Source organism: Erysipelothrix sp. strain 2 (EsS2-6-Brazil) (assembly GCF_016617625.1).
Taxonomy (GTDB): domain Bacteria; phylum Bacillota_I; class Bacilli_A; order Erysipelotrichales; family Erysipelotrichaceae; genus Erysipelothrix; species Erysipelothrix piscisicarius.
The window spans coordinates 194149-212676 of sequence record NZ_SBAR01000001.1; the positions used below are offsets into that span (position 1 = coordinate 194149).

The 18528-nt window shown below is 35.9% G+C and carries 24 protein-coding genes; 1 reads left to right on the forward strand and 23 read right to left on the reverse strand.

The features are described 5' to 3' along the window. Positions 1–46 precede the first annotated feature (46 nt). From EPJ89_RS00855 to EPJ89_RS00950, 20 genes are all read right to left on the reverse strand, one after another. The gene (locus EPJ89_RS00855) at positions 47–406 is read right to left on the reverse strand and encodes a hypothetical protein (RefSeq protein WP_013852806.1); all 360 of its coding nucleotides are present in this window, start codon (positions 404–406) and stop codon (positions 47–49) included. A gap of 15 nt (positions 407–421) precedes the next feature. Continuing rightward, on the reverse strand, positions 422–889 hold the full coding sequence (locus EPJ89_RS00860; protein ID WP_200548785.1) for a phage tail tube protein: 468 nt from the start codon (positions 887–889) through the stop codon (positions 422–424). Between the two features lie 20 nt (positions 890–909). Continuing rightward, positions 910–1224 (reverse strand): hypothetical protein, encoded by a 315-nt coding sequence (locus tag EPJ89_RS00865; protein WP_200548786.1) that lies wholly within the window; start codon positions 1222–1224, stop codon positions 910–912. Beyond that, positions 1221–1745: an HK97-gp10 family putative phage morphogenesis protein gene (locus EPJ89_RS00870; RefSeq protein ID WP_200548787.1), complete on the reverse strand. Its 525-nt coding sequence runs from the start codon at positions 1743–1745 to the stop codon at positions 1221–1223. The genes EPJ89_RS00865 and EPJ89_RS00870 overlap by 4 nt, the downstream gene beginning before the upstream one ends. Next, the gene (locus tag EPJ89_RS00875; protein ID WP_200548788.1) at positions 1736–2053 is read right to left on the reverse strand and encodes a hypothetical protein; all 318 of its coding nucleotides are present in this window, start codon (positions 2051–2053) and stop codon (positions 1736–1738) included. Before EPJ89_RS00875 ends, EPJ89_RS00870 begins: the two co-directional genes overlap by 10 nt. Further along, positions 2046–2414 (reverse strand): hypothetical protein, encoded by a 369-nt coding sequence (locus EPJ89_RS00880; protein ID WP_200542646.1) that lies wholly within the window; start codon positions 2412–2414, stop codon positions 2046–2048. Before EPJ89_RS00880 ends, EPJ89_RS00875 begins: the two co-directional genes overlap by 8 nt. Before the next feature lie 16 nt (positions 2415–2430). After that, complete coding sequence (locus EPJ89_RS00885; RefSeq protein ID WP_200548789.1) at positions 2431–3537, reverse strand: Rho termination factor N-terminal domain-containing protein; 1107 nt, start codon at positions 3535–3537, stop codon at positions 2431–2433. A 4-nt stretch (positions 3538–3541) separates the two neighbouring features. Continuing rightward, the gene (locus EPJ89_RS00890; RefSeq protein ID WP_200548790.1) at positions 3542–4153 is read right to left on the reverse strand and encodes a capsid assembly scaffolding protein Gp46 family protein; all 612 of its coding nucleotides are present in this window, start codon (positions 4151–4153) and stop codon (positions 3542–3544) included. A 166-nt stretch (positions 4154–4319) separates the two neighbouring features. Then, positions 4320–4544 (reverse strand): hypothetical protein, encoded by a 225-nt coding sequence (locus tag EPJ89_RS00895; protein WP_200542640.1) that lies wholly within the window; start codon positions 4542–4544, stop codon positions 4320–4322. Next, entirely contained in the window at positions 4519–6102 is a 1584-nt protein-coding gene (locus tag EPJ89_RS00900; protein ID WP_200548791.1) for a minor capsid protein, read from the reverse strand. The genes EPJ89_RS00895 and EPJ89_RS00900 overlap by 26 nt, the downstream gene beginning before the upstream one ends. Next, a complete protein-coding gene (locus tag EPJ89_RS00905; RefSeq protein ID WP_200548792.1) occupies positions 6080–7408 on the reverse strand; it encodes a phage portal protein in 1329 nt (442 codons plus the stop codon). The genes EPJ89_RS00900 and EPJ89_RS00905 overlap by 23 nt, the downstream gene beginning before the upstream one ends. Then, positions 7408–8781 carry a phage terminase large subunit gene (gene terL / locus EPJ89_RS00910; protein ID WP_200548793.1) on the reverse strand — a complete coding sequence of 458 codons (1374 nt, stop codon included), beginning with the start codon at positions 8779–8781 and terminating at the stop codon, positions 7408–7410. Before terL ends, EPJ89_RS00905 begins: the two co-directional genes overlap by 1 nt. Next, entirely contained in the window at positions 8762–9226 is a 465-nt protein-coding gene (locus tag EPJ89_RS00915; RefSeq protein ID WP_200548794.1) for a hypothetical protein, read from the reverse strand. The genes terL and EPJ89_RS00915 overlap by 20 nt, the downstream gene beginning before the upstream one ends. Positions 9227–9436: 210 nt before the next feature. Next, the gene (locus EPJ89_RS00920; protein ID WP_200548795.1) at positions 9437–9988 is read right to left on the reverse strand and encodes a hypothetical protein; all 552 of its coding nucleotides are present in this window, start codon (positions 9986–9988) and stop codon (positions 9437–9439) included. A gap of 169 nt (positions 9989–10157) precedes the next feature. Beyond that, the gene (locus EPJ89_RS00925; protein ID WP_200542620.1) at positions 10158–11183 is read right to left on the reverse strand and encodes an ATP-binding protein; all 1026 of its coding nucleotides are present in this window, start codon (positions 11181–11183) and stop codon (positions 10158–10160) included. A 63-nt stretch (positions 11184–11246) separates the two neighbouring features. Continuing rightward, a complete protein-coding gene (locus EPJ89_RS00930; RefSeq protein WP_200548796.1) occupies positions 11247–11657 on the reverse strand; it encodes a hypothetical protein in 411 nt (136 codons plus the stop codon). A 194-nt stretch (positions 11658–11851) separates the two neighbouring features. Further along, positions 11852–12256, reverse strand: coding sequence for a RusA family crossover junction endodeoxyribonuclease (locus tag EPJ89_RS00935; protein ID WP_200548797.1), 405 nt, complete (start codon positions 12254–12256; stop codon positions 11852–11854). Beyond that, positions 12249–12500: a hypothetical protein gene (locus EPJ89_RS00940; RefSeq protein WP_207106277.1), complete on the reverse strand. Its 252-nt coding sequence runs from the start codon at positions 12498–12500 to the stop codon at positions 12249–12251. Before EPJ89_RS00940 ends, EPJ89_RS00935 begins: the two co-directional genes overlap by 8 nt. Positions 12501–12507: 7 nt before the next feature. Continuing rightward, complete coding sequence (locus tag EPJ89_RS00945; protein ID WP_200548799.1) at positions 12508–12768, reverse strand: hypothetical protein; 261 nt, start codon at positions 12766–12768, stop codon at positions 12508–12510. 472 nt (positions 12769–13240) lie between these two features. Continuing rightward, the gene (locus EPJ89_RS00950; protein ID WP_200548800.1) at positions 13241–15514 is read right to left on the reverse strand and encodes an AAA family ATPase; all 2274 of its coding nucleotides are present in this window, start codon (positions 15512–15514) and stop codon (positions 13241–13243) included. A gap of 96 nt (positions 15515–15610) precedes the next feature. On the opposite strand from EPJ89_RS00950, the gene EPJ89_RS00955 reads away from it, so the two are divergent. Beyond that, on the forward strand, positions 15611–16252 hold the full coding sequence (locus tag EPJ89_RS00955) for a DUF713 domain-containing protein (protein ID WP_200548801.1): 642 nt from the start codon (positions 15611–15613) through the stop codon (positions 16250–16252). Between the two features lie 30 nt (positions 16253–16282). Here the strand turns inward: EPJ89_RS00955 and EPJ89_RS00960 are convergent, their stop codons facing one another. Genes EPJ89_RS00960 through EPJ89_RS00970 form a run of 3 tightly spaced genes read right to left on the reverse strand, consistent with a single transcriptional unit; the run spans position 16283 to position 18513 of the window. After that, positions 16283–16447 (reverse strand): hypothetical protein, encoded by a 165-nt coding sequence (locus EPJ89_RS00960; RefSeq protein WP_200548802.1) that lies wholly within the window; start codon positions 16445–16447, stop codon positions 16283–16285. Between the two features lie 17 nt (positions 16448–16464). After that, positions 16465–18051 carry a DEAD/DEAH box helicase gene (locus EPJ89_RS00965; protein WP_200548803.1) on the reverse strand — a complete coding sequence of 529 codons (1587 nt, stop codon included), beginning with the start codon at positions 18049–18051 and terminating at the stop codon, positions 16465–16467. A gap of 3 nt (positions 18052–18054) precedes the next feature. Then, positions 18055–18513 carry a DUF669 domain-containing protein gene (locus tag EPJ89_RS00970; RefSeq protein ID WP_200548804.1) on the reverse strand — a complete coding sequence of 153 codons (459 nt, stop codon included), beginning with the start codon at positions 18511–18513 and terminating at the stop codon, positions 18055–18057. Positions 18514–18528 lie beyond the last annotated feature (15 nt).

Genomic DNA, 18528 nt, shown 5'->3' on the forward strand with positions numbered 1-18528 from the left:
GCACTTGATTCATTCTCACGCCAATGGTCGCCGAAACGATAAGAGATTATTTGTTCAATTCTCTGTCTACTGCTTTCGCAAACTCTTGAACTTTCGATTCCTTCAAAGCTCTCATCTTCTCTACTGAGAGACCCCGCGATAAAAAACCGTCAGCAACCAGCTGTTCTGTAATATCGAGAACTAAATCGTCCATATCATTTTCTTCTTCAAGATAAGCGTCAATGCTCTTGAGTGCCAATGAACGAGACATCCCAACCTTCCCTTCCTCTGAAACTGATGCAAGTTCTACGAATGTTGCAATATTACTAATCGTTGTATTAGTCAATGCATTACCGATTGATTCTCCAGTACGTTTTTCAATTGAATCAACTGTTGAAGCATTGAATTTGAATAAAATTTTAGTCATACTTACCTCTTTCCATTAAACAGATTTTTTGAATGTTGGTGCACCAGACACACGTAAGTTTGCAGTAAAACTTGATACATCATCGAGACCTTTTGCGCCATCTTTTAAAGATTTTACGAATGCTTTAAAAGACCAAACCGCACCACTTGGGTATTTAACTTCCCAATCACGAACTTCTCGAGAGTTCGCAAGAGCCAATAATTTTTCAAAGGTTTCTTGATTGAATAGATATCCTTCAACAGAAACTTCGCCTCCATCTTTAGATCCTGCAATATATTCCTTGAAGTCACCTTCACTATCATGTGTTGTTACATCAATCTCTTCAGACTCTAATCCAATTTCTCCAATATTCGTTAAATCACCGATAGCCAAGTCTGCTTGTTCACTACCTGATTTCTTTAAGAGTAATTTTGTACCAATTGTACGTTTGGTTTCTTTTTCCATATTTACCACCTCTCTACTTTCTTCTATTTCGTTAATCATTCCAGTTCTTCTCCACACGATTACACTTTCCTTTCAAAAGTAAGATTTTGTCTGTAATATTCAACATCAGGAATACTTCGATTGCTAACATTAATCCAATCATATTCAAATAATTTTTCAATTAACTGGAGCTCGAGTGCACTTCGTTCTTCAGAAGTTTCTGTGAAGATTTCTACACGAGCATATTGCTTAAAATACGCAATGTTATTGAGGGAATAAGCAGCAGTATAATCCAAATCAAAAATTAAGCAAGGAAATGAAGTGTTTTCATCTGGATAGTCTTGAAATACATTTTGACAAACTGTACATAGACATTCATAGAATTCTTCTCTCATTTTATTAGTTCCTTTCTAATTTGCTTAGATATTGCCGCGCCTACTGATTTTCCTACTGTACCACTGTATCGTTTGGCTGCCGGCGACATAAACTGTTGCGCTTTCTGACCTCGAATTAAGACAAACGTTTCTTCGCCAACCGTGTAAGTTATCAAGTTGTACCGCTTGTAGTCAGGAAAATCCTTTATATTAACAAACCATGGCGTTTCTCGATATTGAAGTACAACGCCTTTAGGCACAATACTTGCTGATCCTTTACCTTTTGGACCCGTACCAAACTCTACAAAAAGTGCATGGTCATTTTTGGTATAAACCCGACCGACGATTTCGTCACCCTCGATTCGTACTTCTTTTTTAATTGAATTTATTAAATCACCTGCTGCTGATGGAGCATTGAGCTTTGCATCTTTTTGGATAGCCAAAGTCTTTCGAGTAATTTCTTTTTTACTTTCTTGGAGAACAAGTTGATGCGTACCTGATAGCTTTTTGGTTAATTTATCAAGGTTTTTAATCACTGACATAAAATCATCAAATAGGAATCATAGTGCAATACCTCTACAACTTCCATTTCCTCTCCTTTGAAATAAAGTCGCCATCCTTTTTCAACATGTTCACTGACTCCACATGTAACGACATATTTCGCATCGATATCAATACCATACGTCTCTTTTATCAGTTTATGAGATGTTGGCTGTATATTACATTGAATACTTCCTAAAGCTACCTTTTCGCCTTTTTTAGATCTACCACCTTCACTTGAACCAATTTTTTCGTATTTATAAAACTCAACTGACTTATCGTAGAAATACTTGCGCATCAAACTATTCATTTTTGAAGGGATGTACACCTATGACACCTACCTTTCGAAAGCGATTTAAGATAGCAGTATGTGATGCAAATAAATCTACGTCTTTTTGTGACATCATCGACTGAAAGACTTTATTACTGAATGATATGGATTGCCCATTATCTGAAATTGAAGAAATTGTATCGTCGTCGTTTTTACGATTCATTTTTGCTTGCTCAATAATCATTTCAGCAATCGTCGATGACAAAATAAAAGGTATATCTGATCTATTGAGATATACCTTTATTCGATTTAAAATCATGTCAATTTGAACGTCAGTAATCGTGATATTTGGTTCCAAGACTTGAAGGTATTTCTTGATTTCTTGGACCATTTCCATCATTATCTAACCTCTTAAATTAAACAGATCCTGATGGATTTGCTTTTACAGTTTTTAAGAGTGCTACAAGTTCTTCTTTCTTAGTTTTTTGCCCGTAGTCAACTCCTAAAAGTTCTGCTAGTTGTTTAAGTTCAGGGACCGTCATTTCTTCAAGTGTTTTCTTTGCTGCAAGAGCATCCCCTTCAACTGCTTTTTTCTCAGGTTTCTCAATAGTTACTTCAATAACACCATTGGTAATTTCAGCGAACAGTTTGATTCCGTTGAATAGCGTTGAACTTGTAGTAGCATTAACTGTATTTGCCTCTTTTACAAGACCAATTAACCCTAACTCATCCGTAACCACTGGTTTACCTTCAAAGACTTTTTTAGCCTCACCATTCACATCAATATACATTAGATTGATATTATCAACCGCAGTTGCATAAACCTTTCCACGAGGTACAGACGCATTTGTCATTACAATTCCAGCTCCCGTGAAATCTTTTAAAAGTGTTAATCCAAAGCCAACGGATTCACCATTAGCAATTGCAGCTTCACCAAGGTATTCTCCTGCATCTTCAGGATTAATAAATTGAACAATTTGGAACTCACCATAATCCTCAAATAATGCATTAATTTTACCCCATGACTTCCCAAATGCACCTTGTAGAGAATCTGCTTTTAGTTTTGTTGGTGCAGTTGCTAAGAAATCGAAGAAATCAGTACGGATGTTCTTTTGCATTAAACCAAGAACTTGATTATCTGATTTATTAACGGCAGCATCATAACCCACACGTTGTACTTCTTCCATCGTTACTGCTTTACGGTATTTACGGAAATGAACAGTATACTCTTGGTCTTTTTCACGTTTAACGTGAGTTAGTGGAATATCTTCACCTTCTCCAACAATACCTTTTGCAGCATCACCTGTTGGCTTTGTCAAAATAAATTTATATGTTTGAATCTTATTTCCTTGCTTCAAAGGAAGTGGACGTGTAACACCTAAGGCTTCTGAAAGTTTGATTAAAGAAGCACTAAAGCGCTCCACAAAGTCAATATCCTGTGCAACACCCATATTAGGGGTTTTAACTAAGTTATCTTCTGCGAACAATTGAATGTCCAATGGAAACTTCATCTTTTGTTTCATTTTTCTATCCTCCATAATTAAATAATTCTGGGTGAAGTGCAATTTGTCGTAATCGTTCTTCACTATCTTTAATATCCATGATTTCTTTCTTAGTTAGTGTCTTAGTTTTAGGTCGTGTAGGAACTCCAGGTTTCGTTACAACTAGTTTTATTTGTTCCTCTACCTGCTTATTGATGATTTCTGTTAAAGCATCAATTTTAGCGACTGAATCGTCTAAATCTTCCCCTAAAACAAAACTAAGTAAATTTGGATTAAGTCCACGCTTTACAAGTACCTCACCAACATCAAAACGCAAAATCTTTTCATCTAAATCTTTTTGTTTTTGTGCTACAGCTTGATCCGCAAGCTTACGGGCTTCTTCTTTGCGTTCTTCTTCTGTTAGCGCAGCCAGACGTTTCTGCTCGGCAATTGCTGCTTCAACCGCATCTTTTAATGCCTTGCTATGTTTTTCATCACGTGTTTTAACTGCTGCAGTAACAGCACGGTCGATATCTGCTTGCGTGAATACTTTCGGCTTTTCTGCTCCACTTAAGTTCTCATTACCTTCTTGTGTATCATTAGGTGCCTCATCACCAAACAATTGAATGTTTAGTGGGAATTTCATTAAATTTTTCATTTTTACCTCCTGCCCTTTAAGTTTTCTACCTTAAAGTTCTTTCTTCAAATTAAGCACTTTATAGCGTCATACTCAGGACAAATAAAAAGACGCACCATGAGCGTCTAAATTATTTTTCTACTGCTTCCCTACACATCCTTTCATTAAAAAAGACGGGGTTACCGTCTTAGTTGATATTATAGTTATTCTTCCATTGTTCAAATTCTTTTTTCAAGTCATCGAACTCTGTAGATGTTGGGTCACTTTCACTATTCCAACGCGCTATCATAAACGCATTAGTGTTGCGACCTGTTTCACTTAAAAACTTTTCAGAAAGCTCGCGATTCTTTTTAGCTTCTGTAAAAACTTTTATCTTCTTGTCCTTATCAGACAATGATCCGTGCTTTGACATGTGTGTAACCCTCCTTTTCCTTTATTGATTCAACATTAATTCGTGTATTATGTGGTAATAAAAATTCTTGTTCACTACCATATTCGGCTAAATTTGAGATGTATAACCCTTTTGTTCCTTTGGGTGCTAAAAACTCCATATAAACTTTCTTGGGTTGTTTATGCATAAATAGCATTGAAATATTGGGATTTATGGTCGTTGAAGTGAACCCTTTTAATTGAACTTCTCCAAGACCTTTTATTCCCATCTGTTCGATAGTCACACCACTTACTCCGCGTCTTAATAACGCATCTTCTTTTAACTCATGACGATTGAGTGCATTGTTAAGTTTTCTCGTGTTAATTTTGAATATATCTGGTGCAAACTCAAACTCACCTCTTAGATATCTATTCAAATCTTGATAGAGATCCCTTGAGTAAGACTGAATAAGTGCTATTTCATCCAGTTCAAGAGATTGAACTAAATCAATATCCCTCATCTGATGAGTCTCTGCAAAGGTGTTTCTATCATACTTTGATGTGATTTTATCTCTATCTATATTATACTTCGACTCTGCTTTTTCTTCAATATCGCTTAGCCAGTCCTCATAGGATTTTGTCGTCTTTTCTCGCAATCCAGTAATCGGATTTTTATAGACGCGATAGTCATCTACAAAATCTAAGTCTGGCACAGTTGTACTTCTGCAATTAGGATGCATGGGCGGATAATTAAGTCCTGCCTGAGCATCTTTAACTGCAAATCGTTGATTGTCCAAACCAGAGCATATCGCACTCGTACGACTGTCACGTGTTGCGATGTAGATATAATGTTCAATGCCTGCATCCTGATACGATTTTAGCTCGGATTGGTTCTCAAAGTAATTCATTTCCGTTCTTACTAGAACTTCAGCACGATACCGCGCAACATCGTATCGTTCTTTAAGATCATTGATAATGTCATTTCTCGATACCCCTGAAATCAAGGACGAATTAATAAGTTTATTAACATCATTGCTTAATTTCCCTGTATTATTCCAAATTCGCTTTGAATAGTTCTTACTTGATACCCAACGTTGATTTAACAGTGAGTTTTTAGCACTTTCACTTAAATGCTTTGTCTGTCCGGTTAAATCACGTGTCATTGATAAGTAGGTACGTTCAATTGTATTTTTATAGCCTAGCGTACTGAGTGATTTTTCATGTGACGCAATAATTCTTCGCTCATTTTCCAATTGTAACTTTATACTTTCCTGGTCTGTTAAGCGTTTAAGATAATTACCACGAAGCCAAGTCATATTGGCATTTGTATTTGCACCATTTTCAATTAAATCACGTTGCAAGTCCTCAAACAGTTTTTGTTTATCATGCTCGGATAGCAACGCCTTTAACTGGTCAGCAGGCATTTGAATCGATTGCGAATAGTTTTTGATAATATTATCAATTCTCTTCTCTACACGTTGTAAAGAATCATTGTAGACATCCATAATCTGAGCAATTGTTTCGTTTGAAATCCGCTCCGAATAAGCAAGCCGTTCATCCTGTCTTTTAAGCCAATAATTATAGCGCTTCTTCGTCTTCATCTTGACCTACACCTAAATCGCCAAAGTTAGGAATTGCATACTTTTTACGAGCCTCTGCTTCATCTGCATCCATAGCATCAAGTATTTCTTGAGCATCCTTGATATCAGGAAGCCAACTAATAAGCGTTGCTCTATCAACTTTGCCCCACAATAAACCAATAATTTGAGCAATTTCAAGCTTGTTTTGAGGTAGGTTATGTTTAAAGATTACATCCATGTTTGATGCATCTACATCAGCATCCATGCGTTTTAAAGCCTTCAAAACATTTGCATAAATCTCAAATCGTTCATCTAGCCCTATCGACATAAATGTCTTTTTGTTATCGATATTTTGGATAAATGGAATAAGCTTTAATTCGAGTGCAACACCTGATGCATTACCAGCAAACTTTTCATCAGACAAGTTCGGAGTCATCGTAACGGTATAAATGTCATCTACTATTGATTTCTTTAAAACCTCAATTGAATCCTCATCCATGGCTTTAATAAGGTATTCTGCCTTTGAGCCTTCTGGAAACATGATAACGCGATTTGTTTTAATTGAATCCATATCTTCGTCATCAACGTTTGCCCCATAAATGGCCAAAATAGCAGCAACAAGTTGTTCCTTGTCATTGATACGATCAGACTGCAATACATTGAGTGCATCATTAAGACTAATCGCTTGCTCAAAGTCACCTTGTTTTTCGTCGTTATTAAAATACTCAATCATCGGAATACGACCAAATAAATGCGGTGTCGAACGCTCTATATCAAGGGTAATTCTGCCTTTCTTATCCACGAGATAAATGTTAATTTCTGAATCATCAACAATTGTCCATTCTTCAGTCTTTGCCTCATCATCTTCACTCCAAAACACACCATAAAGTTTATTTCTCTCTATGCTGTTATCATACTTAATAAATGAATAATTTGGGTCTAATAGCGTTGAAATAATACTTATTTCTCCATCAACTTCTTTTGCATAAATATACTCATAAGACTTCCCATAGATCCCAACTTTCTTACCATTGGCCAAATCAAGACGTTCGATAGTTTGTTTATTGTATTCCTCTAAAATAGGTGAAATGTCAACATCTTCATCTGCTTGATACTGTACGGGTTGATTGAATAGTGCACCTGCATTAATATCGACAATTCGCTTACAATGATTGACAACAATTCGGTAATTGGATAAGTCAGGATCTTTAAGCCTATCTAAAATACGATGTCTTCCCTTATAGTAATCAAGTTTAAGATTTAACTGTGACGCTTCTTCTTTTTTTCGTTTCTTAATGTATTCAATTCGTTCACGTGTTAATTCCATTAGAATAATCCTCTCCTTGTTTTTACTTTCTTCTTACTTAAATAAATTCTATGTAACGCCTGTGTAAGTGCATCGACTTGGTCATCATTTGCGCCATTCGGGAACGCTAGCAGTTCTGCAATTAGGTCATTGACCCATGGTTGTTCATCAGGATGCGGGAACCAAACATTCCCTGCTTCCATAAAAGGCGTGATTGCATTCGCTCTGGCTATCTTTGATTCCTTTGGATTGATATCAACAATACCAGTTATGTCGTCTTTTAATGAGTCAATGACAGCAGCCCCATTTGCTTTCTTCTCTACAAGTTTCGTCTTTGCTTCAGGAAAACGATTTGTTACCGTACGGATTGCTTTAACTGTCTCCGTAAATGATGCTCTATCACGCCATTGGTACTCCAAATACGCGTTAACACCTTTCTCACCCCAAACTTGGCCAACAACATAGTCCGAGGTTTTCTTGCCTTCAAATGCCAAATCCCATGACTGTATCTTATTGGACACTTCAATCTCTTCATTTCTCCGATAAAAGCGGAACCAACTTTCTTTAAATATTTCACCATCACTTGGTACCGGTTTTTGTTGATACAAAGCACTCCAAACACGAGAACCGACTTCTAATTTCTTTGCTTCAATCCAAGCTTTATCGTAACCTCGTTCTGGCCATAATGGCTCACCAACTTCACGTCCTAAAATATCATTCACTTCAGCCTCACAAGGAATGATAATTGTCTCCCAATCTTTTCTAATAAAACGATTGGCTAGGTCATCTTGATGCCACATCGTCATGATCAGGATTACATTTGCTCCAGGATGAAGACGCGTTGAAAATGTTGCCTCCCACTCATTCCATACTTTATTACGATATGTTTCAGATAAAGCTTCTGCCATGTTTTTAATCGGGTCATCAATAATTAGCAGGTCAGCTCCTTTACCAGTTACACCACCAAGCATCCCTGCACTAATCAAACCACCTATCTTATTGTCCATTTCCCATTCATTTTCGGTCGCTTTTTCCTTACTTAATCCCAAATTAAAAAGAGTCCTTCCGAACTCCTCGATTTTTTGTCTATTACGTCTACTGAAACCATCTGCAAGGGTAGAAGCGTATGCAGCTAAGATGACACGTTTCTCTGGATGCTTACATAAATAAAAACTTGGAAACGTCTCTGTGATTGTCATCGACTTACTATGCCGAGGTGGCATTGCGATAACAATTCTTTGATTCGTTTGATAAATAAGTTTCTCTAACCGTTCACAGATAAGACGTGTATGCTTGGCATGCTGATAATTCCCGCGATGCGTATATGATACATAATCTGCATAGTGTCTTCTTGCAAGCTCTTGTCTTGCACCATCAGCAATCTTTGTTTGCAATCTTTCTCAACTCCTCAGTCGTCAAATTCGCAAACGGATTGTTAATCTCACCACTATGCTCATATGAGTGTTTATCACGCCAATGTTCAGGATCAAAATTCTTTAATGCGAAAATGAGTGACGTTGGGTCTGGTGGATAATATACCTCTTCCGTATACCGAACCACATCGCCATTTTTTGTTACCTTGGCTCGCTTCACTTCTTCAGTAAAGCCAAGTGCTCGTTTAACAAGAGCATTCTCGATTTCAGATACCAAGACTTCCTTGCCACGTTCTATTGCTTCACGTATCTCAGGATACTTGTTCATCCAGGCATACAACGTTTTCGGAGCGATACCTATGTTCGCTGCGATTTGTTCGTTTGAAATCTTACGAGCCCAGCTTTCAAGAAGCAGTAGATTTTTAGGTTCAAGCCATTTTACGTATTTACCTCTCTTATTTGACATAGATATCACCTCCCATTAAGTTTAAAAAATAGATAAAAAAGAAGACAATTTGTCCTCTTCCATTAGCTTGTCATAGTTTTCTAATATCTCATCAATTAATTCTATCGCTATGAATTATCTCTATAAACTTGCGACTAAAAATCTCAAATATCTATAGTATAAACTATCGAAATCTCTCGATTCTAAAACAACTAAACGATGATGTTACCATTATTTTTCTTGAGATATCTTTTTATCTTGACAATCATCGACTACGCTTTCATCATTATATGACAAATGCTGATCTACAATATGTTCTATATTACTACATTTATTTAGCCAGCTGTCTGAGCATGTAACTAAGAAAACTTTTCCCACATCATAATCCTTATATAACTCTTCAATTCTATCAAATTTTGATTCTCTCAACATTCCATCAATCGGGTAAACAATCACAAAATCAAAATTTACGAAAGAATCAGACTTAGATCCTTTGCTCAAAAACGAATCAACCATATAATTATTATTCCCTATCTTAAAAAAAGTATTGCCTTTTGGTTTCTTCTTAATACCAGTAAAGCCTAACCAATTACCATTTAAAACTTTATCAAATCCATTCGTTCTAAATAGAATATTTTTATTAGTAAATTCAGAATTTATGTATTTGATTATAATTTTATGTTTATTGTATCTTTCATTCCCTGTGACTAGTAATGTTTGATCATTCGACTCAATAAATTTTTTCAAACCATTAATATATTTATCTATGTTGCTGTTGTTCATTTTTCCCACCCCTTCATATTTGTCTTAATCATAACAAAACCCCACCAGAGATACTAGTAGGGTCTTAAGGGGGTTTGACTCAGAAAGGAAAAGTCAATGAATGAATAAGTGTATTAGTCACAACTGCCACACTACCATAATAGCACCGAAAACAGGGTCGCGACGGTCATTAATATAGATCACGGCTCAATTTTCTAGATAAGCTAGATGACTTACTAAAAGCCAACTTATCTTGCTTTGCAAGTTCCTCTCCCTTTTCGATTATCGAATCAAAAATGTTGTCGAAATCAACTAACATTGTTGGTTTAATTCTTATCATTATTGCTGTTCCATTATGGTTTGAAATACTTTCTTTAATTAATAATCCGCTATTTTCAGAGCTACGTCCTATATGCTTTGAATTACTGCCGCTAGTTATAATAAACGACCCATCCAACGCGATACATAATTCACTAACAACATATAAGCCAAATCCAGAATTTTTATCTGGATTAAATATAGGATTTTCCGACTGACTATAACTTTTAGAAACTCCAGGTCTCATCGCTAATTTAATTGCGTCATTATCATTTTCAATCAAATTTATATAATTCATATTCGATTTGAGGGAGTTTTTTATACCAATACCGTCATCTGCAATCGCTATTTCAATCAAATCATAACTAGGCCAGTATTGACCACAGATATATGCACATTCTGATTCACTATGCTCAAATATATTTCTAATCATTTCGCGAATTAAGTACTCAAACGCAATCTCCGATTCCGGATAATTTCTACTTAATACCTTCGCTACTCGAAATGAGTACTCCCTCAATGCGTCAATAAACTCTTTATTTTGATTTCTACACTTTTCCATAAGTATACTTTTCCGTACAATCGTAATGGGAATGTGTTTGGTAGATCCACTCCTACTATTCACTTTTAATCCTAAATTTTTCACACCAATGAAGTCATAAAAACACATGCTACCTGCATAGTCATTAATATCATTAAGATTTTCCGCAATGACTTCTCTATCATGCAGTATATCTCGTATTGCTAGTCCTACAATGATCATTGCAAAAGGATCACAATTGCGAATTGCAGTCAAATTAAACTTCACTTTAGGTTCTTGGTTAAGTATTAAATTTGCTTTTAATGTTCTTGCACTTTCTATAGAATTATATGTAGATAAATTTGGTATAGTTATCATTAATTGCCCTCCTCATCACTGATTAAACCATACCAAAACCTACACCACTTAGTGTAGGTTTACTCAAAATTTCACCATTAACTCATCTACTTTTCGCCTTAATGTTCTTTCTGAACAATAAAAGCGTGTAGCAACTTTCTCAATGTTAATGTTTTTGATGTAGATATCAGTCACAATAACGCGATCAGAATATTCGAGGCTATCTAGGAAGTTTTTAATCTTATCAGTTCGATAACGAACAAGCGCTAACTCCTTTTGATAAATTTGCAGTTTATCTCTAAGCTCATTCTTACGCTCTTCAGGATTTAAACCGCTATTGCCGAGTATCAAAGGAGCAGACGATGATTTCACGGCTTCTAGTTGCGTTTCTAACTCAATAATTCTACTCTCGTATTTGTGACACACGTTAAGAAGATACATGTAGTTTCGAAGTTCAGACTTAGCGTGATTTATCTTGGCGCGTTTATCAGTCACAGCAATCACGCAGATAGTTATTATTTTGTCGCATTATCTATCAACTCCTTTTAAGGTCTTACTTTCGTTACTTGCTATCAGGATCATCATGATTTTGAATTACCACTTCTCGAATTACTGAAAATATAATTGCCCAAACAATTGCAATACCTAACATTAAAACTGATGCCTTCAAAACAACCATAAGTTGTCAATCATACCTCCACCTCCAACTCTTCAATTTTGATATAAATTCCTGGAACTTTGTCATACATTTTCTCGACAAGCATAGACGTAATCTGAGCATCATCATTCCAGAAACCTAAATCTGTCATACAATCGAGAAGTAATTTTTGCATATTATCTAAATCCGGCTTTGTAGGCTTATAGGAGCCTCTTTTATGTCCCGGGGTTTCTTTATATAACCAGACAACTTTCAAGCGAATTGGGCCATTTATTGAAGCCTCAGGAGCAAATTCGTATAGATATCCCATCAACTTCGAGCGAGCTGCTTTCAATTTGGGCGGTTCATAGAACACTGGTTTGCCACTTACCACACGTATTTTCTTTTGCTGATGTGTTGTCGTAGGCGTAATCATCGGAATGAAAAACTCAATCATCAGCTTCACCAACTACAAGTTTAATAATCGCAGAAATAAATGGTTCCAAACATATCATCACTTCCTCTACCGCACGTTTAATCGCATGAAATAGTTCAAAAGCAAAATTTGTATAATAATCTACAATCTGATGCAAGTGAAAATTTAATCTACGTTTGAACTTATACTTAGAACACTCCGAGAGATGTTGGAAGTTTTTAGAGTTTTGAAACTCCATCAGTTCATTTACCTTTGCCATATGCATTTGCAAATCACTCATAATAACCACGCTCTCTTTCGATATCCGACTTTGATGCTCTAAAGTAATTCGTGTAATTATCTGGAATCACAAGTTTCAATCGAAATGCTTCGACGAGATCAATCCATCCCTTACCTTCAAGATACACGTCGTAATTCGATACATCGTCATCATCAACCCAAAATTCAGTAGCAACAATAATTCGATTCAAGTCATGTTCGTGGAACATGTTGCTGTTCCCAATAATTCCTGTTAATTTATTTCTTACTCTCACAGACAATCACATCCTCAAATCTTAATTCGATTACCGAATTTCTTCTATTAAATTTAACTGTCATATTTTTCTCCTCTCTTTTTTTAAATTGCTTTTTTCTTCGCGGAGTCTTTGTGTCCTGTTGTTCGTAGGAGGGGCTGACTCACTAGCCCCCTACTACAACACGCAGACGCAAGTGGAAATATATGAACACATATATATAACAAGAGATTTCCACTAAAAATTTCCACTTGTTTTACTATCTGGAATTCTCTTTAAAAACCAAGAGATTTCCACTTAAAATTCCACTAAATATCTCAAAATTAAATTTCCACTTAAATTTCCAGTTATTTGTCGAAGTGCTATTCTCTTGTGAAACCAAGAGATTTCCATTTAAATTTCCACTTAATTGATGAACTGGAGAAACAACTGGAAATTTTAAAAATATAAGATTTCCAGTTAAGTGGCAATTGGAAATTTTAGAGATTTCCACTTAATTATTAACCTTTCTAATTCTCTTTGCTCGTGACCCTTCTACAGATACAAGCTCATATTCATCAGATTTTTCTACGAAAGATTTTATTGATTTAACACTTCCACCTTTTTCATTATCTCCATGTTCATCAGTAAAATACTCCGAAACTTCTTTTGCAGTTGGTTCTTGACCAAACGATATCAAAAGTTCAATTGCTTCTTTAATTCGATTACGAGTAACTTCACCTTTTCGTGCTAATTTATCGTTCCCTTTTTTTCTAGATAATTGGCTCCCAAAAACACCCTCAGGATCTACATCAGCTAACACTCCCACCTCATCTACTTTGTGGATTGGATATTCGAACCAGAGGTTCAGTGGTGGGAATTTAGGGTATTCTCTAAGCGTCCCTTCTACACGCCATGCAGAACGATTTACGAGTGATGTTTCCACTTCTTGAACTCTAGAATCTACCTCGAATATTTCGTCTTTTTTTAGAGCTAAATCGATATATTCCTTCATTTGGAATTTACTTAATACATCATCTTCACCAACTACTTCTTCATAATATTTTGGACTTCGCTTTTTAAGTTCCTCAGCATAGATGCTTGCAATAATTCGATTATGTTCTTGATTAACTAATTCAGGTGTTAATTCTAATTCTACTAAATCAATGAGTGCATCAGGGTCCCGTGCAAACACGCCCGAACCACTTGCTCTATCCATTGATTTTTTACTGCCTTGTGAGCCTTTACTGTGATGGTGACAATAAATAACCGAAGCACCTAACTCACTGGCTACTTTATCGAATTGATTTGTAAAATGAGCCATCTGCTCTGCAGAGTTTTCATCTCCTGTAATTACCTTGTAAATTGGGTCAATAATCACTGCGATATATCCTTGTTTTTGAGCTCGTCTAATGAGCTTAGGAGCGAGTTTGTCCATCGGCACTACTTTGCCTCTAAGATTCCAAATATCGATGTTCTTGAGGTTTTTAGGCTTAATTCCGATTGATTTATAGACATCTTTGAAACGATGTAAAGCAGATGCTCTATCAAGCTCTAGATTGACGTATAGCACTCTTCCTTGCGTACACTGCCAGCCAAACCATTTACTACCTTCCGCTATAGCAATTGTTAAGCCAATCAATGCAAATGATTTCCCTGCCTTTGATGGACCCGCCATAAGCATCTTATGTCCTTGTCGTAATACACCTTCAATTAATGGAGGTGATAATGGTGGCAAGTTATCGAACACTTCAATCAAAGGTTCTGGATCAGGTAAATCATCATTTACACCTTCAATCCATTCTTCCCACTCCGCCCATGAGCCTTTTCCAATATTTGTGGCCATAAGAAATTGTTTCTTACCATTTCTCACGACACCAGGCATTCGACTTAGGCGTGCTGCATTTCTGTTTTGAGTATCGACTTCAAGACCATTCTTCTTACAAACATCATAGAGATAATTAACACGTTTTCGATATTCTTCCATCGTTGCAGCTTCAACTTTGACAACTGCATGAATGGACTTGCCACCACTATATACAAGTGTCGCTACAGGAAGTTCTAATTCCCTAATGATGGCATTTTGTCGCTCAACTGGAATCGAGTCTGACTCTACTAGTGCATATCGATAATCTGTTACATTCTCATTTTTAACACCCTTACCATCTAAAGGGTTGAATCGTATCCATGCACCTGCTTCTGGTTTGTAATCACCAATGACTGCACCAATATCATTTTTGTACTTATGCAATTCTTGGATTAACTCACCTGCAGTTCGGTCAAAGTTTCCTTTTTGAGGTAAGTATTTACCATCATCATTTTTATAGGTGGAGGTCACATAGCCAACATTTTCAGTTGACTCAAATAAAACTTGCAAATATTTCATAAGTTCTTGAACAGGATGCCAATTATCCTCTGACGGCTCATCAATTTCTCTATCTTCAAGCCAATACTTATCGATGACAACGAGTTCATCTTGTTCAATTTCATCATCCCAATCGAGTGCATATCCTGCATCATATTTCGGAAATTCAAATCCTTGTACTCTCGCGAGTTGAACAATTGTCCCACCTGTTACAATCGTTCCTGCTTGTTCATTGAATGTTTCCCATTTCAGATAACACTCTCCTGGTTTATACCTTTCGGTATCTTTAGATGACCACAAATCCCAATCATAAGCAGAATAACCTTCATGTTTCAAAGCCATTCCGACTTGAACCCATTCTGTATATGATAATTTGGATGGATCAATATTTTTTATTATACTTAATAGATTTACTTCATTCATGTTTTCTCACTTTCTATTTTATTTGCAAATATACCAATATATGAATACATGTAATGTAATATTTTGATATTATTACTTTATTAAGGGGGAACAAAAATGTTCATATTATCATTTTTCAAAAGATTTTCAATTATACTCACAGGTACAATACCAGCTAATATAAATGATACAATTTCAATATCAAATTGGCCCGAATACAAATTTAGTTTTCTAGAATTCCTCTTCAACCATTTATTACCCATTATTCTCACTACTTTATTAACTTTGTTAATTACTTGGGTTTATGACAAATCACGAAATCGCGACCTGAAAAAAAATCAATTTCTTGATACTACAGAAAAATATGTGGAGGAATTTTTGTCTATAAATGAAGAACTTTTACTTATATATTTGAATGAAGAAGACATTGGTAATCAAGTGAGCTTATTTCAATTGCGCTCTAGAATTAGAGAGAACAATAATAGAATTCTTTCACAAATCAATAGATTTTCTACTATAATCAATAAAAGCACTAGTAAGAAATTTTTCAGTAGGGAGAAAAATAAAACACTAGAAATTGAATTGCAGAATTTTGTATCTAGTGTTAGGACCACTACGAACACTTTGATACGTGCGTTGAATTACTTAAACTCTCAATCGGAAACACACAATTTGGAGTTATTTATAGAAACAATACATCAATCACCTGTTTATAATTTAAATCAACAATTATTAGAGATAACAGCTTTACTGTTGTAATTATCATAAAAAAAATAACTATTTTGTTAATTATATTTCTACTAATCTACGAGCGTTTTCGGACGTTCGTTTTTTATATGTCTTAGAGTTGTAGAAAAGAACTGACTCAGGTTTAATTCTTAATATCTTAGCAATTTCTTTAACTGTTCCGATTGCCAAAATATCCTCTCCTTTATAGACTGCATAAACTTTCATATCATTACTCCTCCCTTTTATTCTGGCTTATACGTTCTCGGTTCAATACCCGGAGGAACTTGTCTCCACCCTTGAGCAGCAATTCTACTGATCATTTTATTTGCTGCTTCAAAGGACCAACTTCCTACATGTTGGAAATCAAATCGTTCCAATAGTCTTATCTGTTTTGGTGTGGCAAGACCTGCATCGCGACGCTTATTAATTCTGTCAATGAGTAGTGATGCCTTGCCTGCATTATCGATTTCATCAGGTAATATCCCTGCTTTTTCTAATTGTTGAAGTTGCTTACTTGTAGGTGGCCCCATTTCCCATCCAAAACTTGGTACATAATTAGATAAATCTTCTGCTTGAATGCTTAATTCAAATTGTAAAGGATCTACAAGTGCTCGCTTACGCTTACGCATTTGCGCTAGCTGTTCTGCAAGAGCTTCTTCCCTTTGTGATACAACATCTTCTTTTGCCTTTTCTTCAAGAAGTTCTATATCTAGTGCAATACCCGCATTATCTTCCGATATCTTAGTAATTGCTTTTGCAACCTCTTCATTTTCTGCTATCAGGTGAGCCGGGTGTACTAAGTCATGACGTTCGGTATGCCATAGGAAATCTAAGAGTAATAATTCCTCTTTCCCAGGATAAAGTCTCGTCCCACGACCAACCATTTGAGAATATAAACTTCTCACTTTTGTTGGTCTAAGTACGACGATACAATCCACGGCAGGACTGTCCCACCCCTCAGTAAGTAGCATAGAATTGCAAAGCACGTTGTATCTGTTGTTTTCAAAATCTTCCAAGATTTCAGTTCTATCAGAACTACTTCCATTTACTTCCGCTGCTCTAAATCCTTTTTCATTTAAAATATCTTTAAACTTTTGTGACGTAACAACTAACGGTAGAAACACTACCGTTTTTCTATTTTGACAGTGCTTAACCATCTCAGCGGCAATTTGATATAAATACGGGTCTAATGCAGTTCCAATATCACTTGCTTTAAAGTCTCCTGCTTGTTGTGAGACACTGGATAAATCTAATTGTAGCGGAATTGTGAGAGCCTTAATCGGACTCAAGTATCCTTCTTTAATCGCTTGTGGTAAAGAATACTGATAGGCTAACGTTTCAAAGTATTTACCCAGATTTTTCATATCACCACGATCAGGAGTTGCAGTAACTCCAAGTACATCTGCATCTTCGAAATAACTTAGCACTGTCTGATAACTATCAGAAATACAATGATGTGCTTCATCAACAACTATAAAATCAAAGTGTTCTTTGCTAAATTGATGTAAACGTTTTTCACGCATCAATGTCTGAACACTACCTACAACAACACGTTCCCAACTATTGAGACTCGTAGACTCTGCTTTTTCAAGAGCAGTCCTAATTCCTGATGCCTTATAAAGTTTATCGGACGCCTGTTCAAGAAGTTCTCCTCGATGTGCGAGGACAAGCCCACGCTTGCCCTCTCTAACTTTTTCTTCAATTACTTTAGAGAAAACTATTGTTTTTCCACATCCAGTAGGTAGCACGAGTAATGTTCTCTTAGTGCCATTGTTCCATTCTTTAAGAATCGCATTCTTTGCTGATTCTTGATATGGTCTTAATTCCATGGTTTAAAATCCCCAGGATGCTTGTTGTTTTACGACTTCCTCTTCTTTTGGATAGAACTTATCGACTTCGTTGTATAAGTTACCATTATATTCACGGTTCTTAATTTTACATTTGCCGACTTTACCAACAATCATGTTCCATTGTGGTTTAATTTTTTCACCTTTTTTCTTCATGCCAAGTGATGCAAAAAAGGCACTGATAGTCCATTCCGTTCTGCTGTGAAGTAGTATTCGATTTTGAACATCAACTTGTCGACCAGTGTTAGGGTCTTCTACAGTCAATGTTACTAAAGCCATATTACAAGCTGGCATTTTCTCACTTCCGTCAAAACGACCTCGTTCAAATTTCTTAACTACAAAATCATAGTTTCCAGGCTTTAAAATAATAAAATCTTCTCCATCATCTTGAATTTCATCGTCCCATCCTAGTTCGCGTTCAATTTGATTATTATTTAATGTCATTATTTTTGTCCTCCT